Annotated in this window: 29 protein-coding genes; 11 read left to right on the plus strand and 18 right to left on the minus strand. The window is 43.3% G+C overall.

The genetic code is table 11. The features are described 5' to 3' along the window. Positions 1–135: 135 nt before the first annotated feature. Entirely contained in the window at positions 136–1887 is a 1752-nt protein-coding gene (locus GCHA_RS16240; protein WP_007990165.1) for a bifunctional lysophospholipid acyltransferase family protein/GNAT family N-acetyltransferase, read from the plus strand. A gap of 139 nt (positions 1888–2026) precedes the next feature. On the opposite strand, the gene GCHA_RS16245 is transcribed toward GCHA_RS16240, so the two are convergent. The 3 genes from GCHA_RS16245 to GCHA_RS16255 form a co-directional block, all read right to left on the minus strand. Beyond that, the gene (locus GCHA_RS16245) at positions 2027–2365 is read right to left on the minus strand and encodes a zinc ribbon domain-containing protein YjdM (protein ID WP_007990166.1); all 339 of its coding nucleotides are present in this window, start codon (positions 2363–2365) and stop codon (positions 2027–2029) included. A 120-nt stretch (positions 2366–2485) separates the two neighbouring features. Then, the gene (locus GCHA_RS16250; RefSeq protein ID WP_007990168.1) at positions 2486–3007 is read right to left on the minus strand and encodes a hypothetical protein; all 522 of its coding nucleotides are present in this window, start codon (positions 3005–3007) and stop codon (positions 2486–2488) included. Positions 3008–3098: 91 nt separating this feature from the next. Continuing rightward, the gene (locus GCHA_RS16255) at positions 3099–3662 is read right to left on the minus strand and encodes a lipocalin family protein (protein ID WP_007990171.1); all 564 of its coding nucleotides are present in this window, start codon (positions 3660–3662) and stop codon (positions 3099–3101) included. A 213-nt stretch (positions 3663–3875) separates the two neighbouring features. Here GCHA_RS16255 and GCHA_RS16260 point away from each other — a divergent pair, with 213 nt between their 5' ends. Next, a complete protein-coding gene (locus tag GCHA_RS16260; protein WP_007990173.1) occupies positions 3876–4454 on the plus strand; it encodes a GbsR/MarR family transcriptional regulator in 579 nt (192 codons plus the stop codon). A gap of 68 nt (positions 4455–4522) precedes the next feature. Here the strand turns inward: GCHA_RS16260 and GCHA_RS16265 are convergent, their stop codons facing one another. The 11 genes from GCHA_RS16265 to GCHA_RS16315 form a co-directional block, all read right to left on the minus strand. After that, positions 4523–4801 (minus strand): HPr family phosphocarrier protein, encoded by a 279-nt coding sequence (locus GCHA_RS16265; protein ID WP_007990175.1) that lies wholly within the window; start codon positions 4799–4801, stop codon positions 4523–4525. After that, on the minus strand, positions 4798–5643 hold the full coding sequence (gene rapZ, locus GCHA_RS16270) for an RNase adapter RapZ (protein ID WP_007990176.1): 846 nt from the start codon (positions 5641–5643) through the stop codon (positions 4798–4800). Before rapZ ends, GCHA_RS16265 begins: the two co-directional genes overlap by 4 nt. A gap of 1 nt (position 5644) precedes the next feature. Beyond that, positions 5645–6088, minus strand: a complete 444-nt coding sequence (gene ptsN, locus GCHA_RS16275; protein WP_007990178.1) for a PTS IIA-like nitrogen regulatory protein PtsN — start codon at positions 6086–6088, stop codon at positions 5645–5647. 15 nt (positions 6089–6103) lie between these two features. Next, positions 6104–6391 carry a ribosome hibernation promoting factor gene (gene hpf, locus GCHA_RS16280; RefSeq protein ID WP_006992775.1) on the minus strand — a complete coding sequence of 96 codons (288 nt, stop codon included), beginning with the start codon at positions 6389–6391 and terminating at the stop codon, positions 6104–6106. Positions 6392–6416: 25 nt separating this feature from the next. Beyond that, entirely contained in the window at positions 6417–7910 is a 1494-nt protein-coding gene (locus GCHA_RS16285; protein ID WP_007990182.1) for an RNA polymerase factor sigma-54, read from the minus strand. Positions 7911–8032: 122 nt separating this feature from the next. After that, positions 8033–8758 (minus strand): LPS export ABC transporter ATP-binding protein, encoded by a 726-nt coding sequence (lptB, locus tag GCHA_RS16290; RefSeq protein WP_007990185.1) that lies wholly within the window; start codon positions 8756–8758, stop codon positions 8033–8035. Continuing rightward, complete coding sequence (lptA, locus tag GCHA_RS16295; RefSeq protein ID WP_007990186.1) at positions 8758–9279, minus strand: lipopolysaccharide transport periplasmic protein LptA; 522 nt, start codon at positions 9277–9279, stop codon at positions 8758–8760. Before lptA ends, lptB begins: the two co-directional genes overlap by 1 nt. Before the next feature lie 40 nt (positions 9280–9319). Continuing rightward, the gene (gene lptC / locus GCHA_RS16300; RefSeq protein WP_007990187.1) at positions 9320–9883 is read right to left on the minus strand and encodes an LPS export ABC transporter periplasmic protein LptC; all 564 of its coding nucleotides are present in this window, start codon (positions 9881–9883) and stop codon (positions 9320–9322) included. Beyond that, positions 9880–10434 carry a 3-deoxy-manno-octulosonate-8-phosphatase KdsC gene (gene kdsC / locus GCHA_RS16305; RefSeq protein WP_007990188.1) on the minus strand — a complete coding sequence of 185 codons (555 nt, stop codon included), beginning with the start codon at positions 10432–10434 and terminating at the stop codon, positions 9880–9882. The genes lptC and kdsC overlap by 4 nt, the downstream gene beginning before the upstream one ends. Next, positions 10434–11405: a KpsF/GutQ family sugar-phosphate isomerase gene (locus GCHA_RS16310; RefSeq protein WP_007990189.1), complete on the minus strand. Its 972-nt coding sequence runs from the start codon at positions 11403–11405 to the stop codon at positions 10434–10436. Before GCHA_RS16310 ends, kdsC begins: the two co-directional genes overlap by 1 nt. Before the next feature lie 6 nt (positions 11406–11411). Then, complete coding sequence (locus GCHA_RS16315) at positions 11412–12374, minus strand: calcium/sodium antiporter (protein ID WP_007990190.1); 963 nt, start codon at positions 12372–12374, stop codon at positions 11412–11414. Positions 12375–12691: 317 nt separating this feature from the next. On the opposite strand from GCHA_RS16315, the gene GCHA_RS16320 reads away from it, so the two are divergent. From GCHA_RS16320 to murA, 7 genes are all read left to right on the plus strand, one after another. After that, positions 12692–13489, plus strand: a complete 798-nt coding sequence (locus GCHA_RS16320; RefSeq protein WP_007990191.1) for an ATP-binding cassette domain-containing protein — start codon at positions 12692–12694, stop codon at positions 13487–13489. Beyond that, on the plus strand, positions 13490–14269 hold the full coding sequence (mlaE, locus tag GCHA_RS16325) for a lipid asymmetry maintenance ABC transporter permease subunit MlaE (protein WP_007990192.1): 780 nt from the start codon (positions 13490–13492) through the stop codon (positions 14267–14269). A gap of 12 nt (positions 14270–14281) precedes the next feature. Then, positions 14282–14746, plus strand: coding sequence for an outer membrane lipid asymmetry maintenance protein MlaD (gene mlaD, locus GCHA_RS16330; protein WP_013752846.1), 465 nt, complete (start codon positions 14282–14284; stop codon positions 14744–14746). 27 nt (positions 14747–14773) lie between these two features. Next, entirely contained in the window at positions 14774–15415 is a 642-nt protein-coding gene (locus GCHA_RS16335) for an MlaC/ttg2D family ABC transporter substrate-binding protein (protein ID WP_007990197.1), read from the plus strand. Further along, positions 15416–15748 (plus strand): STAS domain-containing protein, encoded by a 333-nt coding sequence (locus GCHA_RS16340; protein WP_007990198.1) that lies wholly within the window; start codon positions 15416–15418, stop codon positions 15746–15748. Positions 15749–15775: 27 nt separating this feature from the next. Further along, the gene (locus GCHA_RS16345; protein WP_007990200.1) at positions 15776–16033 is read left to right on the plus strand and encodes a BolA family protein; all 258 of its coding nucleotides are present in this window, start codon (positions 15776–15778) and stop codon (positions 16031–16033) included. 66 nt (positions 16034–16099) lie between these two features. Next, positions 16100–17359 (plus strand): UDP-N-acetylglucosamine 1-carboxyvinyltransferase, encoded by a 1260-nt coding sequence (gene murA, locus GCHA_RS16350; RefSeq protein ID WP_007990203.1) that lies wholly within the window; start codon positions 16100–16102, stop codon positions 17357–17359. A gap of 77 nt (positions 17360–17436) precedes the next feature. Here murA and GCHA_RS16355 read toward each other — a convergent pair whose 3' ends face one another. The 3 genes from GCHA_RS16355 to GCHA_RS16365 form a co-directional block, all read right to left on the minus strand. Continuing rightward, positions 17437–18498 (minus strand): trypsin-like peptidase domain-containing protein, encoded by a 1062-nt coding sequence (locus tag GCHA_RS16355; RefSeq protein WP_007990205.1) that lies wholly within the window; start codon positions 18496–18498, stop codon positions 17437–17439. 102 nt (positions 18499–18600) lie between these two features. Continuing rightward, positions 18601–19971 carry a DegQ family serine endoprotease gene (locus GCHA_RS16360; RefSeq protein WP_007990207.1) on the minus strand — a complete coding sequence of 457 codons (1371 nt, stop codon included), beginning with the start codon at positions 19969–19971 and terminating at the stop codon, positions 18601–18603. A gap of 92 nt (positions 19972–20063) precedes the next feature. Continuing rightward, entirely contained in the window at positions 20064–20504 is a 441-nt protein-coding gene (locus GCHA_RS16365; RefSeq protein WP_007990209.1) for a ZapG family protein, read from the minus strand. Positions 20505–20746: 242 nt separating this feature from the next. Between GCHA_RS16365 and zapE the strand changes: the two genes are divergently transcribed. Together zapE and GCHA_RS16375 are read left to right on the plus strand one after the other, a co-directional pair. Next, positions 20747–21853 carry a cell division protein ZapE gene (zapE, locus tag GCHA_RS16370; protein ID WP_007990211.1) on the plus strand — a complete coding sequence of 369 codons (1107 nt, stop codon included), beginning with the start codon at positions 20747–20749 and terminating at the stop codon, positions 21851–21853. A 114-nt stretch (positions 21854–21967) separates the two neighbouring features. Next, positions 21968–22699: a YebC/PmpR family DNA-binding transcriptional regulator gene (locus GCHA_RS16375; RefSeq protein WP_007990212.1), complete on the plus strand. Its 732-nt coding sequence runs from the start codon at positions 21968–21970 to the stop codon at positions 22697–22699. An 82-nt stretch (positions 22700–22781) separates the two neighbouring features. Here GCHA_RS16375 and GCHA_RS16380 read toward each other — a convergent pair whose 3' ends face one another. After that, entirely contained in the window at positions 22782–23849 is a 1068-nt protein-coding gene (locus GCHA_RS16380) for a 5'-methylthioadenosine/S-adenosylhomocysteine nucleosidase family protein (protein WP_007990214.1), read from the minus strand. Positions 23850–24005 lie beyond the last annotated feature (156 nt).

A 24005-nucleotide genomic window follows, 5' to 3' on the forward strand; every position in this document is an offset into this window, starting at 1 on the left:
GCAAATCGCACTTAGATATAATAGCCAAAATACACCTTAATTGACTGAATAGAAAAACTTGGGTTCTCGGTCTATTAATAAAATTAACGCATAAATAATGTGCAGAAACGATTAGCCATAGAGCTTGGACCGCCCATGACAACAGCCATTTCCTTACTTAAACTTGTGCCCCTAGAAAAACATAATGCCGTTTTAGCCGGGGTCATGGGGCTGATTGACAGATTACTCGCCATTCATCGTTTAGATCATTTGTATCGCGAGCATCAGTTAACTGGAAAGAGTAAAGAAGAATTCGCATTGGCCTTACTCGAAGCACTGAATGTCACCATCGAAGGCGCCCAATCGCTTCAACAAAAAGTGCCGCAAAAAGGGGCGCTGGTTATTGCCAGTAATCACCCTTTTGGCGGAATAGAGGGCGTAATATTAGCCTATGTTATTGGGCAAATCAGAGCGGATTTAAAAGTACTCGCGAATCAAGGCTTGCAACTTTTTAGCGAACTAAGAGACTATTTTATTTTTACAAACCCCCTGTCTGAACGCGATCCAAAGAACGGACCATCCCTAAGAGCAAGCTTGCGTCATGTGAAACAAGGTGGTGCGTTACTGATATTTCCAGCGGGGCGCGTGTCTTATTATCAGGCCGATAAAAAGCGCATTAGTGAACATCAATGGAATCGTATTGTTGCGAATTTGGTAACTCGGTCCCATGCGCATTACTTACCCGTTTTTGTTAGCGGTCAAAATAGCCCTTTGTTTTACCGCCTAGGCCGGATCTATTATCGTTTACGTATGTTGATGCTTCCAAGAGAGTTGCTCAACAAACGCAATTCGAGTATCGAAATTAGTGCAGGCTCATGTATTCCGGCCAACGCATTTCGTGCAGATAGTAGTGATATAGAACAAACCGCCCTGCAACGAATTCAAAGTTACGCTCAAGATCCCGCTTGGCGACATACGTGGCCCGAGTCGAATGTGGTAAAACTCAAGCGCCTAATTGATCAAGTTTCTGGCAGCGTAATCAAATCCGAACTTGAGAAGTTAGCTGAAAATCAAACACTATTAAGCTACCGCAATTTAGATGTGTATTACGCCTATCAAGAACAAATACCGCAAACCGTAAAAGAAATCGCACGACTGCGTGAGTCAGTCTTTCGAGAACATGATGAGGGTAGCGGTAATTCACTAGACACAGATGATTTTGACCAGACTTACACCCATTTATTCATCGTTGAACGTGATGCAGGACGCATTATTGGCGCCTATCGTATGGGTCAATCGGATAGATTGTTATCAGGCGCTAGTGGGAAAACAGATCCTTTTTACTTAAGCGCTATGTTTAACTTTTCGTCTGACTTCATTAACCGAAAAGAGCCCTGTTTAGAAATGGGACGATCATTTTTAATTCCAGAATACCAAAATAGCTTTCAAGGACTGTTACTGCTGTGGCGCGGGATTGGTCGTTTTGTTTGTCAATTTCCTCAATATCGCACCCTGTATGGTACTGTTTCTCTGAGCAAACTTTATGACCCCCGCAGTGTTAGCCTGATTGAACACGCCTTAGTTACCCCTACACCTAATGCAACCGCGCGTACTCAACTCGGCTTTCCGGTGTCGGCGGAAATAGCTGATTTTGCTCGGCAGTACCCATTAGCGAACCATCTAACGAGTTTACTCGCAGGAATAGAAAAGGATGGTAAAGATATCCCTATCCTGCTCAAACATTATCAAAAGCTAGGGGCTACATTTCATTGCTTAGGCATCGACAGTAATTTTAATTACACTCCAGGCTTGCTGCTCAGTGTTGAGCTTGCCAACGCCCCAGAAAAGCTAGGTAAATTATATTTAGGTGATGGATGGGAAACATACAAAAATTATAAAGAGAAGTAGATTTAACATTCAATAATGGCTCTGAAAAATTATATACAGAGCCATTATAGTTGTTAGCGTTAGTGATATTGATGCTTAGGAAGGAGTTCTGTGTATTATCAAAGAATCGAGGGCGATATCAGTAAACGAAAAAAAGCGCTTACACCTTTTTCACAAACTCCGATTTGAGTTTCATAGCCCCTACCCCATCAATTTTACAATCAATGTCATGATCGCCATCAACCAGACGTATGTTTTTGACTTTAGTGCCAACTTTTACCACCAGTGAAGAGCCTTTGACTTTTAAATCTTTGATAACGGTAATTGTATCACCGTCGTTGAGCGTGTTGCCGTTTGAATCTTTACTGACAGGGGTGTCATCTTCTGATGCAACATCACCTTGCGCCCATTCGTGGCCACACTCTGGGCAAACAAACATATTGCCATCTTCATAGGTGTATTCTGAATTACACGCCGTACAATTGGGTAAACTACTCATGAGGTGTCCTTTGTTAGCTAAGAATCATGCTTGCCTCACGAAACAATATACGATCCGTAGATAACCAAGCGAAATTTGGCATTATTATCCACAAAAATTTAAAAATACCAAATTTCTATTTTAGGCGTGAGTTCGCTGATACGTAGCAGTTGAAGGCGCAACGCCAAACAATGATGGTGTTGTTTGCCCTTGCAAAGAGACGATAATCGCTAACAAGGAAAAATGATGAATGGCATGACTAGACACGAATAACAATTCGCGGCCTAATGTTGAGCTGACTTCATCCACATACAACTCTTTTACGGAGGTTTCACTTAGTACGGTTAACCTAGTATGCATGTCGTTTTGATAGACACTCACTAACCAACTTTCGATATCATCCCATGCTTGTAAAGCAGATGTCGTTGAGTGAGCAGCATCCGAGTCTCTGTGACGCTGGTTATAATCAACCACCCCCTCTTTTGCCCCCTGTTTAAGCGCTAAGTAGTGATCAATAACGTGACGCATGTGCGCACCGGCGCTACTTGCAACATAAGGAGCCATCACTTTTTGATATGCATGGAGTGATATATGTTGCAAAAACGTTCTAGCTTGCTCGATAGTTTCTAAATGGCTTTTCAATGCCTGATTGTCGCTGAGCATAGGATTCCTGTTACTTCTCAAAGCTACTGTTAAAAGACCCTATCGAAGCGCAGAACATTTCAAAAAATATTATTCACTCAATAGTCAATCTTCAGTGATCCACGAATATCAACTTTTGGGTATCAAAGCCCGCATCGCCGGCTTTCTCAAGCAGGTTTTGCATTACCTCAGGCGGTAGTTTTGGCTGGCGAGCCAAAATCCATAAGTAATCTCGATTCGGTCCAGTGATCATCGCATAATCATAGTCTTGAATGTCTAACGAAAAGATCACATAACTTGCATAAAAGGGTCCAAAGAAAGACACCTTCAAGTGACCAGTACTTTCATCATCAACAAAGTAAGCCTTACCCACAGCCTCTTCCCATGCCTGCTCTTGCTGATTAAATCCTCTGTTAACGACTTTTACCCCGCCATCATTTCGCAAGCTGTATTGCGCAGTAACTTGTTCGAGGCCCTGTTCGAAGGAATGGTCATAGCGTGCTACTTCATACCACTTGCCAAGATAGCGCTGTAAATTGAAATCTTGAACCGGCTCAATTCCTGAAGGAATAGACGTACACCCAGTAAGCAACAAAGCGACGAATAAAAAAACCAACCTATTCTTACTCTTGAGTAACAAAGTGATAGGCCCAAATTGAGTCAAGGGAACTCCCATAATTAATATCCTTTTTATAGTTAGTCAGTTGATAGGATACGTATGTCGTCTCCTTTTAGACCGAAATAACAATAAAATATACGCTTAGCCAAGGTCAAATGAAGAGACTAAAGCCAGCGATTTGCTGATATTAGCCTTTAGTTTATTTGACAAACAAACAGTGCAGGTTTAGATTTCAATCATTACTGAAACTTCTATATAAAAGATAAATCTATGCAAATGACACCAATGATCGAGTCCTTTGTTATGCACTTTGGTGAAATGGGCAGCCGCTGGGGCTTCAATCGTACAGTTGGACAAATGTATGCACTTTTGGTCATCAGCGAAGCCCCCCTCAGCGCCAATCAAATTGCAGAGGCCCTAAGTGTTTCTAGAGGCAACGTCAGTATGGGGTTAAAGGAATTACAATCGTGGCAGCTGATTAAGCAGCACCATATTGCTGGTGATCGTAAAGAGTACTATCAAAGCGCTGGTACTATCTGGGAAATGGCCAATAAGGTTTTCGAAGAAAGACGCAAACGTGAAATGGACCCTACCCTAAGTTTGCTACGCGGTATTATCTTGGAAAACCCCGATAGCCCGGAAGAAGTCTACGCACAGCAGCGCCTGCAAGAAATCCACGATTTACTTGAAACCATCAGTAAATGGACAAGTGAATTGCAGCAAATGAATCCAGATACACTGGGCACTTTAATGAAGCTAGGCTCTGGTGTAGGCAAAGTCATCGATATGAAAAACAAGCTGATTAAACCAAGTCAAAAAAAGGAAATTAAAACAGAAGACGCAAAATAACAGCCAATTTTGCCCGCAGCAGAAGACGAGAGTAAGTAAAATAATGTAGGTTAAGGTAAGCAGCTAAGCTATTCGCTTTCGTTGAATTTACCGACGATCAATTCTTCTACTGCATCCATGGCTTGTTGAGCATCTTTACCCTCAGAAATCACTTGTATTTCCTTGCCTTGCCCACTCTCTAGCATCATTAACCCTAATACGCTGCTAGCAGAGGCGCTCTTATCACCTTGTACAATGGTCACTTCGGCTTCAAATTGATTAGTAAGCTTCACTAGTTGGGTCGCTGCTCTTGCATGCAATCCGAGCTTGTTCACTATGAGTAACGATTTTTCTAACCGCATACTCATCGGTTTAACTCTCTATGACGTATTTGCACATCTGGATGAGAGGTACTGAAGGTTTTCGCTAGCATCTCAACCACGTACACAGAACGGTGTTGCCCACCTGTACAACCTATGGCAATCGTTACATAGCTACGGTTGTTGCGCTCTAAATGTGGCAGCCAGGTCGAAATCAAATTCTGAATTTGCCAAATAAATTTAGTCACTATCGGTTGTGAGCCTAAAAATATTTCTACGGGTGAATCAAGCCCCGTAAGCGGTTTCAAATCGGGCTCCCAGTGGGGGTTGGGTAAAAAGCGAGCGTCAAACACATAATCTGCATCTTTTGGAATACCGTGTTTAAAACCAAAGCTTTCAAAAACCAAAACCAGACGAGAGCTTTTTTTGCCCAAAATGCGTTCACGTACCAACTCAGCTAACTGGTGAATCGATAACTGATCCGTATCTATGTACAAATCAGCGCGTTCTGCTATCGGAGCTAATAACTGACTCTCCGCTTGAATAGCCCCAGCCAAAGATTTGTTTTGCTTGGATAATGGATGCAAGCGGCGTGTTTCGCTGAAACGCTTAATGAGTACGTCATCGCTGGCATCTAAGTATAGGATGGTCATTTCCCATGTGGCTGGCAGGTAGTCGAGTATTTCAACCAACTCATTCGGATCTTTAGGTAAGTTACGCACGTCAATACTGACGGCTACCTGATCGTACTCATCTGCTACGGTATGGGTCAATGTGGGTAATAAGTTAACTGGGATATTATCAACACAGTAATAGCCTAAATCTTCCAATGACCTTAAAACAATGGACTTCCCTGAACCGGAGCGGCCACTTATGATGATAAGCTTCATATCAACTGATTACCTGAAATAATTCTTGGTCGGTAGTCGCGCTACGTAGTCTACTTAATATATCTTTGTCGCAGAATTTTTTAGCAATAGCAGACAGTGTTTCCAAGTGCTCTTGCGCTTTTTCTTCTGGGACTAAAATAGCGAAGAAGATATCCACTGGCATATTATCCAGCGCATCGTATTGAACCGGTGGTTGGCACGTGACTAAAACAGCAAGGGCAGACTCTAATCCTTTTATTCGGCCGTGGGGTAATGCAATACCACCACCAATGCCTGTACAACCCATTTTTTCGCGACCACTTAAGCTCGCTAGAATTGTCGCTTGATCTACCTCAACTAGGTGTTGTGAGGCCACTTGGCTGATAAGTTCTAGAATACGTTTTTTACTAGAGCCCTGAACTGCGCATACTACGCAGTCAGGGTGAAGAATACTTGATATTTCCATTATTTACCTGATGGGTTAATGGCGTTTAGCTTTCTCTTTATGCTTAATAACTTGCCGATCGAGTTTATCGATTAAGCCGTCTATCGCAGCATACATGTCATTATGTTCCATGGTCGCAAAAACATCTGCACCATTCAAATGTATTGTTGCTTCAGCTTTTTGATTGAGCTTCTCTACATTGAGAATAACGTGAACATTGTTGATCTGATCGAAGTGCCGTTCTAGCTTGGTAAATTTAGTATCGACATAATCTTTTAGTGAATCTGTTACATCCACATGGTGACCAGTAATATTAATTTGCATATCGCCTCTTCCTTCTTTAATCAGCCTACAATAGGCTTTTTCGTTGGTTCGACGGGGGTATCATCAGAGATTCCCGGTACTTTGCTATTGTTCGCCTAGCAACCATAATGCCTTGCTCAGCCAACAATTGAGCAATCTTGCTGTCACTTAACGGCTTACTGGGTTTTTCAGCCGCGACCAGCTTTTTAATCAACGCACGTATTGCTGTTGAAGAACATTCTCCGCCTGTCTCAGTAGCAACATGGCTAGAGAAGAAATACTTCAGCTCAAATATCCCTCTTGGGGTATGCATATACTTTTGCGTGGTAACACGTGAAATGGTGGATTCATGCATATCGACCATTTCAGCAACATCATTCAACACCATAGGCTTCATCATTTCTGGACCGTGTTCAAAAAAGCCCATTTGCTGTTGCACTATGCAATTTGACACTTTCAATAACGTATCGTTGCGGCTCTCTACACTTTTTATAAACCATTTGGCTTCTTGCATGTGAGAACGAATAAATTGACTGTCGCTAGTATTCTTAGCACTGCGGCTCATGGCAGCATATTGCTGATTCACGTTCAACTTAGGCAAACTATCGGGATTAAGCTCAACCGTCCAGCGGCCGTTCTTTTTGCTGACTGACACATCAGGTATCACGTATTCTGGCTCACCTTTAATTAAAGCGCTGCCAGGACGCGGGTTGAGTGTTTTAAGTAAGCGCATAACCTCACGAAGGTCATCTTCCTTGAGACGTGACTTACGCATTAAGGTACGATAGTCCTTGCTGCTCAATAAATCTGCGTATTCACTAATTAAGGTTTTCGCTTCTTCAAGCCAGGGGGTATCTGGGGCAAACTGACGCAGTTGAACCAATAAGCACTCTTGTGGTGAACGAGAACCAGAACCCACGGGATCGAACATTTGAATCCGTTTAAGCACGCATTCGACTTCATCCAGCTCTATTTCTTCATCATCCATGCTGGCCAGCACATCTTCAACGCTCATGGTCAAATAACCTGACTCATCAATTGAGTCAATGATGGCGGTCGCGATGGCCACATCGGTATCACTAAAGTGGGTCAAACGCATTTGCCATAACAAATGCTCTTGAATATCGTCTGTGGTTTCACCTTGGAAAATCTGTTCATCATCACCGCCTGCACCATTAGAGATGCTCGAGGCAGGCGCCGAAGAAGCACTAATGTACTCATCCCATGTAGTGTCTGTGGGTAAATCTTCAGGAATTTCGTTTTTCTCAAATGCTTCACTTGAGTCTAATGTGTCGCTGCTTGTGTCAACTATCTCATTACTATCTTTAGAGGAAGGGTCGAGAGATTTATCATTTAATGCGCTATCGCCAGATTCTTGATCTACCGGCTCTTCAATTTCCAATAGCGGATTCGAATCCAAGGCCTCTTGAATCTCTTGTTGTAAATCTAACGTAGACAATTGCAGTAAGCGTATCGCTTGCTGCAATTGTGGCGTCATAGTAAGTGATTGACTAAATTTTAATTGTAAAGAGGGTTTCATTTACTTCTTTATTCTGTCCGTTGCAAACTAATAAATATGCTGTGGTTGATTCGATTGACTGTAAATGTCTCACCAAGCGCCTGAGTATTAACTCGATAAAATAAGCGGCTATCTAAGCTTAACTATAGCCTGAATTGTTCGCCTAGGTATACATCTCTTACACGTTGATCACTTAATACTTCTTCTGCCGTGCCAGAAGCTATGAGCTCACCATGACTTACAATATAAGCTTTCTCGCAAACATCGAGTGTCTCTCTTACATTGTGGTCAGTTATCAAAACACCAATACCTCGGTCACGTAAATGTTGAATAATTTTTTTAATATCGTTAACTGAAATAGGGTCAACCCCAGCAAAAGGCTCATCAAGTAGGATAAATTCAGGATCAGCGGCAAGGGCCCGGGCTATTTCAACGCGACGCCTTTCCCCGCCTGACAAACTCATACCTGCACTGTTGCGGATATGGTTAATATTGAACTCATCAAGCAGTGAGTCGGCCTGCTGTTCTTTTTGTTCTGAACTTAACTCTTTACGTGTTTGTAAGATTGCCATCAAGTTTTGGTGTACGGTCAATTTACGAAAAATAGACGCTTCTTGAGGTAAATAGCCTATCCCTAACCGCGCCCGCATGTGCATGGGCTGCAACGTAAGATCTTGCTGATCGATACAAATTTCACCTTTGTCTAAGGGTACCAAGCCGACAATCATATAAAAAGTGGTGGTTTTGCCTGCGCCATTAGGCCCAAGTAAACCAACGATTTGTCCAGTTGATACCTCTAGGCTAACATCACGTACAACTTGGCGCGACTTATAAGATTTAGCCAAGTGTGTGGCTTTCAATGTCGCCATTACGGTTGCTCTTCTTGTTCAAGTTGTTCGCTAGGCTCGGCGTTTTTATTATCATCCGTTTTTTTCTGTTGGCTTGCCGATTTCTTTGAAGGCTGAAAAATAGTCGTAACACGTCCACTGTCTTGGTTTTCACCTTCTCCTTGGGCGACAATTTGCTCTAGCTCCATGTTGAAAACAATCGACTCGCCTTTAACACTGCTGTTATTTTGCTTCAACTGCGCATCACCCTCTAGGGTTAGCGTACGCTGATCCCTACGATATTCGATGCGATTGGCCGACGCTTCAATACTGCCCCCCTGCTCTTGTTCTTGTGAATACTTAGCTGGGTTGCCTGTGGCGATGAATATTTCATTCCCTTCGCCTTTACTGGCGTCAACTTCTACCTCATCTGCGTATACATTCAAGCTACCTTGATTAATATGCACGTCTTCGCGAAAAATTGACTTTTTGGTTTTGCCATCACCAAACTGAAACTTAGAGTCCACTTTTATGGCCTGTGTGAAATCTTCTTTGCCCGCCATGCTTAAAGGAGAGAATGACAAGGTTGCTATTGCAACTAAGCTAAGGCTGAGGTTGATAAATGGTTTGCACATGATCAAGTAGCTCATATTGTTGGGTGGTTAAGTTGGCTTTAAAACCGTTACTGTTAATCACATAGTGTTGACCGAATATTTTTACAGGTTGGTCAGACTCCATGGTTTTTTCTATCAAGTTTATTTCGATGAAATCCGTGCGAATGGTGCGAGCAAATCCTTGCTCATCTTGATTGCGTATCTCGACATTATTCTCTAATTGGATCCGATTGTCTTCATACAAAGTGCCGTCTTTGGCTGAGACTTGCCAAGGCGTTGTCTGCGATTCGACAAAAATCGTATACTGAGGTTGTTTAAACAAAGTGAATCCAAGTAAGTCGAAATGCTCCATTTTACTGGCAAATACCTGGTGGCTCAGGCGCCCTTCATCATCAAACAAGGTACTCAACATTTCACTGGCTTGGTAGTTGGGTTGCCAAGCTGACTCAGTTTCCGTTTGCGGTATTATATCGTCATCCGCCAACCACTCAGGTAAGTTTGTGGCAATAACCAAGATAAACAATAAGCCTATACTTAGGGTAACTCGGTTCATACACTACTTCCGCTGACTTTATTGAGCTGTCCCTTAGCGTGCAGAATCAAATCGCACACTTCGCGCACTGCACCAAATCCGCCATTAATCGTTGTGGTATAAAGCGCTTGTTTTTTCACAAACGGATGCGCATCACAAGTGGCAATAGCAACATGACTCAAACTAAACATACCAACGTCCGGCATATCATCACCCATAGAAGCCGTGGCTTCTTTGCCTATTTTTAATTGCTTTTGCAGCGCTAAAAGCGCGTCATTTTTTTGTTCACAGCCTTGAATAATATGCTCGACTCCTAGAGCAGACATGCGCTTGTGCACAATATTTGATTCACGGCCAGTAATGACAGCAACATGAACCCCTATTTTTAATAAGGCTTTTATCCCAAAACCGTCTTTGGTATGAAAAGCTTTTAGCTCTTCACCATCATTGCCCATATAAATACGGCCATCTGAGAAGACGCCATCCACATCACAAGCCAGAAGCTTAATACGCGAAAACTTATCCATCAGCGCAGATGATTTAGCACCGTAAAGAGTATTGATGTCGCCCATTAGATAACTCCTGCTGATAACAAAGTTTGCATGTTAATCGCACCAACAGGTTGGTGGTTATCATCAACGATAAACAATGAACTGATTTTACGTTTTTGCATGACATTTAATACTTCTGCGGCCAATGTTCCTTGAGATGCAGTAACACAATTAGCAGTCATAACACTTTCGATGCTGACGCTGTGAATGTCTACTCTGGCATCGAGAACTCGGCGTAAGTCACCGTCTGTAAAAATACCTAATAAACGCCCGTCTTCGCCAACGATGCCTGCCATGCCCAACCCCTTACGAGATATTTCGAGCAAGGCCTGACTGATAGTATGCGTAGTACTCACTAACGGCATCAATTCGCCTTGGCACATAATGTCGTCAAGCTTGAGTAACAACTTACGTCCTAACGCTCCGCCGGGGTGCGACAAGGCAAAGTCATCTGGGGTAAATCCTCGTGCGTCGAGTAATGCAACAGCGAGCGCGTCCCCCATAACAAGCGTCGCTGTAGTGCTCGCTGTCGGGGCTAAACCTAGTGAACAGGCTTCTTTCTCTACTTTAATACAAAGGTTCACATCTGCGTGTTTACCAAGCGAGCTTTGCGGGTTGTTTGACAAGGCAATAATGGCAATACCACGGCGTTTCACCACGGGTAACAACGCCAGAAGTTCAGACGTTTCACCAGAGTTGGAAATGGCCAGCAATACATCCTGCTCGGTAAGCATACCCAAGTCACCATGGTTGGCTTCACCTGGGTGCATAAAAAAAGCTGGCGTCCCAGTACTGGCTAACGTAGCAGATATTTTATGCCCTATGTGCCCAGACTTGCCCATACCACAGACAACCACTTTGCCTTTGCAGTTTTTCATCAACTCGCACGCAGCAATAAAGTTACTATCAATATATTGTGCTAGTTGTTCAATCGCTTGACCTTCAATCTTTAATACTCGCAATGCAGATTGAATATATTCTTGCTGACTCATTGAACGTTAACCTTGGTTGAAAACAATGTACTGATACCCCAAAAAGCAGGCTAGAAACGCCAGTGCTTCAAAGCGATTAATCCGCCTTGTACCTCGTAAATTAAAACAAAAAATAACCAATAAGAAGCTTAAACCAAGCATGGTGTATATATCTCGACCTGCTGCGTCCGGGTCAATATTGCCTGGTGCGATTAACCCCGGCATGGCCATAACAGCGAGTATATTAAAGATGTTCGAACCAATAATATTACCCAGTGCAAGATCATCTTCACCTTTAAGCACACCCGCTATGCTGGCTGCGAGCTCAGGCAGACTGGTACCAATTGCAATGATAGTCAAACCAATCACCAAATCACTTAAACCAAAGTAATGGGCAATTTCAACCGCTGATTCAACCATAAAATGCGCGCTAAGCGGCAATAATACTAAACCAACTAAAAGCCAAATGACGGCCTTCTTGGTTGGCACGCCATCAGGTACTTCATCGTGAGTTTCTTGGGTTAATGGGTCGCCCTTCTCAATATAGAATGACATCCACGCTAAGCCGCCAATAGTGATGAAGAATAAGACAAATAGCATGACACCTTCACTGAGTGATAAATACAAATCAGCTAAGAAGTAAGTCGCGAGTAAAGACACAGCTAACATCACCGGCATTTCGCGCTTTAGTGTCGTAGAGGCAACAGTCAATGGTTTGAGCAATGCGGTTAAACCAAGCACCAGTGCGATATTCGCTATGTTAGAACCAATAGCGTTACCAACGGCCGTATCTGTGTTGCCACTGAATGAAGCGGTTGCGGATACCATGATTTCCGGCGCAGATGAGCCCATAGCCACTATGGTCAAACCAATAATCATCGGCGAAATGCCCATATTTCGAGCCAAAGCGGATGACCCAAAGACAAATCGGTCCGCTCCCCAACTCAATACAACTAACCACACCAAAAATAATAACGCTTCAACTATCACGAAAACTCACTTGTTTTTATACCAATATCTAATTGTCGCAAAAAGCACTGCCTTTGCCTATTCATTGTGAGACAAATAAACTTGCCCTACACAAATAAAATGAACGAAAAAACTCATTTGTCGGTCATCTAGTTGAGTTCAAGAGCCACATCAGGCATAGCAAAAATGCCAATACGCCGAATGTTCTTAAAAATCGAATATAACTTGTTACTTTTAGATTTTGAGGTTTGCTCTTGAAAAAACGTATAATGCCGCCAATTTAACGCATCCGCGTATGCTTAGTATTTGGTTCATCTGATAGGAAGACAACAGGCTTAATGGAAAATTTGCTAGAAATAGACAACTTAACCTTTTCTCGAAGTGGACGCATTATCTATGATGATATCTCCCTGCGCATAGTGAAAGGTAAAACCACCGCCATTATGGGCCCAAGTGGTATCGGCAAAACCACCATGTTGCGTTTGATGGGGGGTCAGCTGAAACCCGATAGCGGCGATATACGTTTTAGGGGCGAGTCTATTCAAAGCATGAAACGTAACCGTCTGTTTACTGTCAGACGTCAAATGAGCATGTTGTTTCAAAGCGGTGCTCTGTTTACTGATATGACAGTGTTCGACAACATTGCCTTTCCGTTACGCGAACACACCAAGTTATCAGAATCAGTGATAAAAACCTTAGTCTTGTTAAAATTACAGGCTGTAGGATTACGCGGTGCCGCACAATTAATGCCGGCCGAATTATCAGGTGGTATGGCGCGCCGAGCAGCATTGGCTAGAGCGATAGCCCTTGACCCAGAACTTATCATGTATGATGAGCCGTTTGCTGGACAAGATCCCATTTCAATGGGTGTGTTGGTTAAGCTAATTAAGGCGCTAAACGACGCGCTACAACTTACCAGCGTAGTGGTTACCCATGACGTGACTGAGGTACTCACTATCGCTGATTACATTTATATCTTAGCTGAAAAGAAAGTTATCGGCAGTGGTACACCTGAACAAATAAAACAAAGTGATTCTCCCTTAGTGCAACAGTTTTTGAAGGGCCAAGCGGACGGTCCTGTTCCTTTTCATTACCCGAGTGATGATATTGAACACACTTTTCTAGGAGCGAAATAAATGCAGTGGCTAGCGAGTATAGGGCGAAACACGATCGACACGGTTGGTGCTTTTGGGCGCGCATTTTTAATGTTACTTGGCGCGGTTATCGCAAAGCCGCAGCTGATAAAAAATACTCCTTTGACCATTAAACAAATATATGTGGTCGGTGTTCAGTCTCTGTTAATCATAGTGGTATCAGGATTATTCATCGGCATGGTGATGGCACTTCAAGGCTATACTATCTTGGTAGGCTACGGCGCCGAAGGTAGTTTAGGACCCATGGTTGCTCTGTCTTTACTACGTGAACTAGGTCCTGTGGTCACTGCACTGCTATTTGCAGGGCGCGCCGGCTCAGCGTTGACTGCAGAAATTGGTTTAATGAAAGCCACAGAACAACTTAGCAGTTTAGAAATGATGGCCGTTGACCCATTGCGCCGAATAGTTGCTCCACGCCTATGGGCAGGCATCATATCAATGCCAATGTTAGCAATAATTTTCAGCGCTGTGGGGATATTAGGTGGCCACGTTGTTGGTGTTGATTGGTTAGGAGTCGATGCCGGCAGTTATTGGTCTATCATGCAATCGAGTGTTGATTGGAACGAAGATGTCGTCAACGGCATTATAAAAACCTTTGTATTTGCCTTCGTCATTACCTGGATCGCAATATTCAAAGGGTACGACGCCATCCCGACATCTGAAGGGATAAGCAAAGCCACCACAGAAACAGTGGTATTTTCATCTTTAGCAGTGTTAGGTCTGGACTTTATCCTAACTGCATTAATGTTTGGTATAGAGTAGGAGTAGAAAGTAATGTCGTCACGGAAAGTGGAAATTATGGTTGGCTTGTTTGTGGTATTGACCTTAGCGGCTGGGCTATTGCTAGCGCTAAAAGCGGTCAATCAAGGCATGTCAAATGGCGCTGAAACTTATACTTTATATGCCAAGTTCGATAATATTGGCGGCCTTAAAGCCCGCTCTGCCGTTAAGGTGGGGGGCGTAATAGTGGGTCGCGTTGATAGCATTAGCCTTGACCCAGACGGTTATACGCCTGTGGTCGCGTTAAAGATTTCTCAGGAATACAACAAGTTCCCCGAAACAAGCTCAGTATCAATTTTGACGTCAGGGTTGCTAGGTGAACAGTATGTAGGCTTTCAACCTGGCTTCAGTATTGACGGTATAGCCGATCTCGGAGAGGGTGATTACATTTCCGATACGAAATCAGCCCTAGTACTAGAAGACTTAATTGGCCAGTTCCTGTTCAGTAAAAATGATTAATTGATAACGTTGGATTAAAGATACCTTATGAAACAAATAACCCGAATATTTAGTGCAGTACTTATATTAATGTTTAGCAGTGTTGCCACCGCTGAAGAAGTTAACCCATACAAATTATTGGAAGATGTCGCCTCTGAAACCTTTGCTAGGATAAAAGACCAGCACGCTGAAATTCAGAAAAACCCCGAAATTTTAAGAGATATCATTGAGCAGGATTTACTGCCGCATATCGATTACAACTTTGCAGCACTTAAAGTATTAGGTAAACATTTCAGAACGGTACCCAAAGATAAGATCCCTGAATTTATTCAAGTCTTCCGTCAGTATTTAATTACCACCTACGCACTTGCATTGACTTACTACAATGGCCAAGAGGTTGTCTTTCAGCCGCTGCGTGATGCACCAGAAGACAAAACCGCCACCGTGCGCGCCGTTGTAAAAGAAGACGGCCGTCCGGATATCAAGATTTCATTCAAGCTGCGTAAAAATACCAAAACGAATGAATGGAAAGCCTATGATATGGTTGCTGAAGGCATTAGCTTGTTGTCTAGCAAACAAAGTGAATATGAATCTATTTTGCGCCAAGATGGTATTCAAAAAGTGATCGATATTATGAAAGAAAAAATTGCTCAACCCATCAGCCTTGAGCAAGCCAAAAAGGAAATCTAAGTGAGTGATTCAAACACATCACGCATGACTGTTGATAACGATCCTGCTTCCCCAGAGTGCTTTGTGCTCTCGGGAAGTTTAAATCGTGATACTGTCCCTTATTTTTGGCGCAATAGCCTGCAACAGCTTGCTAGTGCACAAAGCGATGATAAACCGCTGATGCTTGATTTACATAATGTAGAACACATTGATACCGCAGGCTTAGCTTGGATAATGAACCTAATACGTGACACCAAGCAAAAAAATATTCAGTTTAAAATAGCCAACCCACCCGCTACATTGTTAAATTTAGCTAAAATTAGCGACGTAGAGCGCTTTTTACCGATACAATAACCGTTTAATTTTACTCTTAGGAACGCTATGCAAAATTCAGAAATAGAACAATTACTTATGGAAAAACTTGGCTTAGCAGAAGTTCACGTCACAGGTGATGGTTCGCATTTTCAGATTATTGCTGTCAGTGATCAATTTGACGATATGAGCCGAGTGAAGAGACAACAATTTGTTTATGCTCCTTTAAGCGACATTATCGCGCAAGGTACCATGCATGCAATCTCGATTAAAACCTTCTCTGAAAAGCAATGGAAGCGAGAACGTCTACTTAATATGCCTCAATAGGCGACTTTAGCAACATCAAGTCACCCCTACTATTTACCTTCGTGTACCATTCAAAAGAGCATTTTCATGGATAAATTACTCATAAAAGCGTCTAAGCCGTTACAAGGTTCAGTGCGCATTTCAGGCGCTAAAAACGCAGCACTCCCAATATTAATGTCGAGTATTTTAGCCGATTCTACGTGCTACTTTGATAACGTACCTGAGCTTAGAGACATTAATACCAGCCTAGCCTTATTGGCTGAGTTGGGTGCTGACGCGAAACGTATTTCAGGCCATTCAGTGGTAATTGATCCCAGCGGGATTAATAATTGCAATGCCTCCTACGATCTCGTCAAAACCATGCGAGCATCGATTCTAGTGCTGGGTCCTTTATTAGCAAAATATGGCGAAGCCAACGTGTCTTTACCTGGTGGCTGCGCTATCGGGGCGCGTCCGGTTAATTTGCATCTGCAAGGCTTAGAAAAAATGGGCGCCAAAATAGAGGTTGAAGCAGGCTACATTCGCGCAAAAGTGGATGGCCGCCTTAAAGGCGCAAACATCTTTATGGATATGGTGAGCGTTGGCGCGACGGAAAACCTGATGATGGCAGCCTGTTTAGCTGAAGGTGAAACCGTGCTCGAGAATGCCGCCCGAGAGCCAGAAATTGTCGATTTGGCCAATTGCTTAAATGCAATGGGTGCAAAGGTCAAACATGCCGGCAGTGATAAAATTCGCATACAGGGTGTCGAGCGACTGCAAGGCAGCCGTTACGCCGTTTTGCCTGACCGTATAGAGACCGGCACCTTTCTTATCGCCGCGGCCGTCACGGGAGGAAAAATTCGCTGTGAAAATGCTGCCCCTGACACACTTGATGCCGTACTTGATAAACTCGTTATGGCGGGTGCAGTGATCACCACGGGCGCCGATTGGATTGAGCTAGATATGCAAGGCCATCCTCTAAAAAGCGTCAATATTAAAACAGCTCCTCATCCGGGCTTTCCCACTGACATGCAGGCCCAGTTTGTCGCACTTAACTGCGTAGCGGAAGGTACTGGTGTCGTCACAGAAAATATTTTCGAGAACCGCTTTATGCACGTGCCTGAATTACAACGGATGGGCGCTAAAATTGATTTAGAAACCAACAGTGCGGTGTGTCATGGCATATCCAGCCTAAAAGGGGCACAGGTTATGGCAACAGATTTACGTGCCTCTGCGAGTTTAGTCATTGCAGGCCTAGTGGCTGAAGGGGAAACCATAGTCGATCGCATTTATCATTTAGATCGCGGCTATGAGCACATTGAAACCAAGCTCAATGGTTTGGGTGCAAATATACAGCGTATTCAATAACTTATAAAATTATAGCGTAGAAAAATGCTTGGCTAACAACTCACTAAACGCCAAGCTTTTTAAGCCTAGCCGCGCTCTTATTGAGCGCCTAGTTCAGCAACAACGACTGTTAAGTTGACTAACTGTCCACCACGGCTTACTTCAATTTCAAGCTCAGTACCTGGTTTCGTTTCAGCAATAAAGTCTAACGTTTGGGTGACGCTATCTGTAGGTTGGCCATTTATCGCAAGCATGACGTCATTCGTTTGAATACCGCCTTTATCAGCAGAACTGCCTGGCGTCACGCTGGTAATCAATATACCAGAGCGCCCATAAACCTCTGCAGCGCCTACACCAAGCTGCCCTCTGGTAACGCGCCCATTTGCGACAATTTCATCCATCACTTTCTTGGCAAGCCCATAAGGGATAGCAAACGAAACACCATCAACTTCTTTTACTCGGCGCTGGCTGTCCAATGTTTTGAAATTGGCGTTATTAATACCGATTAAATAGCCGTTACTGTCGATAAGAGCGCCACCTGAATTACCTTCGTTGAGCACTGCATCCATTTGAATAAAATCAAAATACGCAGCTAATCCGTTACGCCCAACGCGGCTTACAACGCCCTGCGTGATAGTTTGGCCCAAATTATATGGGTTACCAATGGCAAGTACTAAGTCGCCCACCCGAGTACCTGGGTCATCTAATTGGGGGATCACGTGAAGATTGTCTTCGGCTACCTTAAGCACAGCTAGGTCAGTATAAGGGTCGTACCCAATTATCTGTGCTTCTGCTCGACGTCCATCCTGTAAGCCAACCAGAATGCTATTGGCATTGGCAATCACATGGAGACACGTCAAAATAAGCCCGTCTTCACTCATGATAACGCCAGAGCCTAGACTTGTGCGTTCAACCGCTTGGCTGCGATTATATATACTGCCGCTTTCTATTGATTGGCTGTAAATATTTACCACAGCTGGGCCTGAAACATTAACCGCGTGATTGAAACTGAGCTTGTCAGAAGTCTGCCTAACGGGGTTGAACATAGATAGGTTTAAGCTGCTGCCATGGCGTAAATCAGGCACCAGAAGGAGTATCACCCCAGAGATGATGGCACCGACAAAGGCCGATTTAATCAAAAACGTTAATGAATCTTTCAAGGGACCTGCTAATAAAAGCTTACTTATCAGAGGTTAAGAATAACACTGAAGGGAAAAAGTTAATAGCAGCCCAGTGTTAGGGCTGCTATTAATTTAATAAAACTAGCGGATCACAAGATAAAGCGTTGAAACTCCGCGCTTAACGTTGAGCGCTATCACACCTTTTGCTTCGTCAAGTGCGTTACGCAAATCAATAACGTTATCGATTTTATGGCGATTAACACCAATAATTACGTCTCCGTCTTGCAAGCCAATAAGCGCGGAAGGTGAGCGCGCTGTGAGCTCTGAAATTACCACGCCATCAACGCCTTGCTTGGTTTTACCATTGGTTAGCGTAGCCCCTTCTAATGCAGGGTGAATTTCTTTTGCTGCCACCGTGCTTTGGGTTGCATCCCCAAGAGTCACTTGCACGTCTTTCTCTTTGCCTTTACGCAATAGTGTTAGGTTCACTTTAGTTCCAGCGCCTTTGCTACCGATTTTTGCACGCAACTCAAGGAAACTTGTCACAGGTCGTCCTTCAATCTCGATAATGATGTCGCCGGCTTGTATACCACCTATGTCAGCGGCTGAACCTTCATTCACTTCACTAACGAATGCACCTCGACTGACATCTAGGTTCATTGCTTCAGCTAACCCTGAGTCAACATCCTGACCTAAAATACCTAATAAGCCGCGACGCACTTCACCAAACTCGATGATTTGATCTACAAGGCTTTTCATCATATTTGCTGGTATAGCAAAACCTATCCCTACATTGCCGCCATTAGGGCCAAAGATAGCGGTATTAATACCGACTAATTCGCCATTGAGACTTACCAATGCACCACCAGAGTTCCCTCTGTTAATGGCCGCATCAGTTTGAATGAAGTTTTCATAGCCACCGATATTTAAACCAGAACGGCCCAGGGCACTAACGATACCAGAGGTAACGGTTTGGCTTAAACCAAAGGGGTTGCCTATCGCTACCACAAAGTCACCTACGCGTACTTTGTCAGAATCGGCTAGAGGAACTGCCACTAGGTTCAAGTTGTCTGAATCGACTTTCAAAAGCGCGATATCACTTTGCTCATCTGCGCCCAACTTTTTCGCTTTGACTTCACGGCCGTCATTTAGCTTAACGGTGATTTCATCTGCGTTGTCGACCACATGGTTATTGGTGACGATATAGCCTTTGTCGGCATCAATGATAACGCCTGAACCTAACCCTTTAAATGGTCGTTCTTGTACCTGCTCACCATTTCCGCCAAAAAACCGACGAAACATTTCAGGCACCTGTTGCCTAGATACTTGTGTACCCTCAACAGAAATAGTCACGATACCCGGCGTGGTTTTTTCCAACATGGGAGCCAAACTGGTGACGGGTTCATTATCACTTGAAAAAAATGGCAAGGCTGCGCTTGCAGAACCGGCAATCATTAAGCTTGCCGCAAAAACACAACTGGTGATGACAGTGCGGTTAATAACTTTACTCATTTAACGATAACTCCATGGATGACTTATTAGCTTAATAAACACAACAAAGACTGCATTGCACTTTAAAAAGTTCCCTAGGTCACTCTGTTCAGTTATTTCGATTGCTTTTCAGGTTGAACATCGTCACTACCACTGAATAAACCAGAACTCTGATTCGAGAAATCTAAAGGTTGTACATCTGCGCTGTCTTTTTCTCGTTTCACTTTTTGCTCTTTATTTTGCAAAAAGGGAGAAGCATGCTCGCCAAAGAAACTCACGTTATTGCTCTGAACATCAGTATTTAACAGCGATAGCGAGCTTTCATAATTGTCTAAATTTTGCGTAAGCACCTGGCATTGCTTTTCAAGTTGCTCGGCAATTTTACGACTTTCTGCTACGTGATTTAATGATTGTTGAATCACTACGTCTTTCAATGTTTGTTCTTTCTGGCTGTCTTTAGATGACTTTTCTTTATCAACATAGACATATTTTGCTACAAAGAAACCCAGCACTGCGCCAACTAGCACTAAAACCACACCGATTAACCAATCCATATTTACTCCAATAATAAGCTTATAAAGCAACACGCACCTATAATGCGCACAATTACTTCAATCTACAAAAGCCAGCTGCACTATTTAACAATCTATGCACGGCATACAGCGCAAAAAACACCACGTTTTGATATTATACCCCCGTCACGCATTTATGCGGTCATTAAATTTGGATTCAATACCTCAATAAGAATAGCTTAGTGATTTTTAAGGTCATTCAGTAAAAGGAAAAGACACGCCTAATGTCAGCTTTAACCCCTTGGCAAAAATATCAATCGGATCTGCAACGCGACGACTTTCATTCTGACCCAGCCCAAGCCAATGCAGTTAAACATTTACAACGCCTTTTTGATGATCTTGTGGCGCCTGACAAAGAGCCGGGCCTTTGGGCGAAAATAAAATTCGTACTCGGTAAAGACACACCAGCACAAACAATCAAAGGTTTATATTTTTGGGGGGGCGTAGGCCGAGGCAAAACCTACTTGGTCGACACATTTTATGATTGCCTGCCTTTTAAAAAGAAAATGCGCGTGCACTTCCATCGGTTTATGCACCGAGTACACGAAGAGCTAAAAGCACTTGGTGGAAAATCTGACCCTCTAAAAGTTATTGCTGCTAAATTTGCCAGTGAAGCCAACGTTATTTGCTTCGATGAGTTTTTTGTATCCGATATTACTGATGCCATGATTTTAGGCACACTCATGGAGGAAATGTTCAGTCATGGGATAGTGTTGGTAGCGACATCTAATATCATTCCTGACGAGCTGTACCGGAATGGCTTACAGCGAGCTCGTTTTTTACCTGCTATAGCTTTGATAAATCAACACACCCAAGTAGTGAATGTCGATAGTGGCATTGATTATCGTTTGCGCACACTAGAACAAGCCGAAATTTATCACTATCCTCTTGATGAGACAGCAAACAACAACTTGTCGATGTATTTTACTCAGCTCGCACCTGAAGAGTGTCAACACAATGAGCCAATTACCATAAAAGGTCGTCAGATCCCTGCTATTCATCACGCCGAAGGCGTCGCTATGTTCGAGTTTCGCGCACTGTGCGATGGTCCCCGCAGCCAAACAGACTACATGGAATTAAGTCGCTGCTATCACTCCATTTTACTGGCCAACGTCGAGCAAATGGGACAGGCCGTAGACGATATCGCTAGGCGCTTTATCGCTATGGTAGATGAATTTTACGAGCGTAACGTTAAGCTGATCATGTCAGCAGAAGTACCTCTTGAGGAACTCTACACTCAGGGGGCCTTGAACTTTGAATTTCGACGCTGCCTGAGCAGACTTAAAGAAATGCAATCACATGATTATTTAGCGACTGAGCATTTACCTTAAATTTTGCATACAAACGTGGCGAAGCGCCTCACAAAGGCGTTTGTACAATTCACGTATTTATCGGTAAAATCTGAGTCATATCCTTATATTTGTATAATAAAGAAGAGAACATAAATGGGTAGAAAGTTTGAAGTACGTAAAGTTGCCATGGCAAAAACGGCTGGCGCTAAAACCAAAGTCTATTCTAAGTACGGTAAAGAAATTTATGTAGTTGCTAAAAACGGCGGCACCGATCCCCAAGCAAATCTATCTTTGCGCCGATTAATCGACAAAGCCAAAAAAGACCAAGTACCTAGTCACGTTATAGACAAAGCAATTGATAAAGCCGCCGGTGGTGCCGGTGAAGACTTTACTCCAGCCCGCTATGAAGGGTTTGGTCCGGGCGGCTGCATGGTGATTGTCGATTGCTTAACTGATAATAATAACCGTACCATTACAGATGTGCGTAACTGTTTCACCAAAACAAATTCTAAGATCGGTGTAACAGGCACTGTTAGCCATATGTTTGATCATCAAGCGGTATTTTCTTTCCCCGGTGATGATGAAGATGCGGTACTAGAAGTGCTAATGGAAGCAGACGTAGACGTAACAGAAGTAGAATGCGAAGACGGCGTAATCACTGTGTTTGCTCCGCATACAGAATATTTCAAAACCCGTACAGCATTAACTGATGATAACCCAGAGCTAGAGTTCGACGCTGATGAAATTACCTTTGTGCCGCAAACAGAAACGGTAGTATCCGGTGAAGACGTCGCTACGTTCGACAAGTTCATGGACATGCTAGAAGATTGCGATGATGTGCAAGATGTATATCACAACGCAGTAGTAGAGCGCGAAGACGCATAATTAACGCTTTAATAAATCGTATTGTGTAATAAAAAAACACCGTCGCTATGACGGTGTTTTTTGTTATAAAACATCTTTTAGCCTATTGAGCAGGTAGTGCCACCACTTCGTCTAAAACGCCAAGCAACAATTTAGCCCCCGTGCCTGAAGCAATGCCATCAAATACGTTTTCAACATTCTTGCCTTGCTGGCCTCCAGCCAAATCACTGATCGATCGAATAACCACCCAATCGACATCATTCACAAAACAGACCTGAGCCACTGCTGCTGATTCCATTTCAGATACATCTGCATTAAATACACGGCGCACCCATTTGCGGTATTCAGCGTTATCTAAAAACACTGAGCCAGTTACCCCATTACCACCTACTTTGACTTTTATTGCTTTGCCGGAAGGCATGGCGATTGGGCTTACTTTTTCCAGCGCCTTTTGCGTCAATGTAAGCAGCTCACTGGAAGCGGTAAAATAAGGCATTTGTCTTGGGCTGTCCCACCCCTCTTTTATCACGGCCATTTCCTCTGGGTGAATAAAGCCAAAGTTTTCATATGCTGGAGAATGAGGGTCTTGTTCACGGCGTTCTAGAAATGATGCCAATGACTTTTCATAGTAATCGGGCAAAACAAATTCCCCATCATTTTCTATAGAGGGGTTAACGTACACCGACTCATCGTGGAAATACCATCTAGCTGGCACAGCAATATCCCCAGGGGAGAACTCGCTGCTAATCGCGCCAGCAATACCCATCATAATCACCCGATCAATGGGGAAATAATCTAACGCCATTTGCATAGTCATTGCTGCATTAGGCACGCTGATACCAGTAGTGAAAATAACAATAGGCTCACCTTTGTAAGTGCCTAACTGATATTTAACCCCCTGAAATGTGATGGTTTTAGTGATTTTGGCATCCGGTAATTTGGCTATCGCCGCATCAATTGCCTTAATTTCAGGTTCATAGGCTGCAACGATAGCTGTCCATTTGTTCTCAACATTAAATGTTCTTGGGCCATATTCATCCAACGTGTCACTTTGTTTAGCGCTGACTTGACCTGTCAATGTGACACTAGGCAAGACGACTGCAGTGATTAAAAGCAGAGTTTTTAGGGTTTGACGAATAGGATGCATAAAACGAGTCGTTTTCAATATCATGTTAATTTCCATACAGAAGTGATGCCTGCGCACCAGATTGGAGCAAAAGTGTGTCGTTTACGAGTAAAAACGCGCTGGGGAAGCACGCATGATAAATTCATGCCAATACTGAAGTTAAATCAATATCGGCACGAATAAAAAGACTATTTACGTTGG

The organism is Paraglaciecola chathamensis S18K6 (assembly GCA_000314955.1).
Lineage (GTDB): Bacteria > Pseudomonadota > Gammaproteobacteria > Enterobacterales > Alteromonadaceae > Paraglaciecola > Paraglaciecola chathamensis.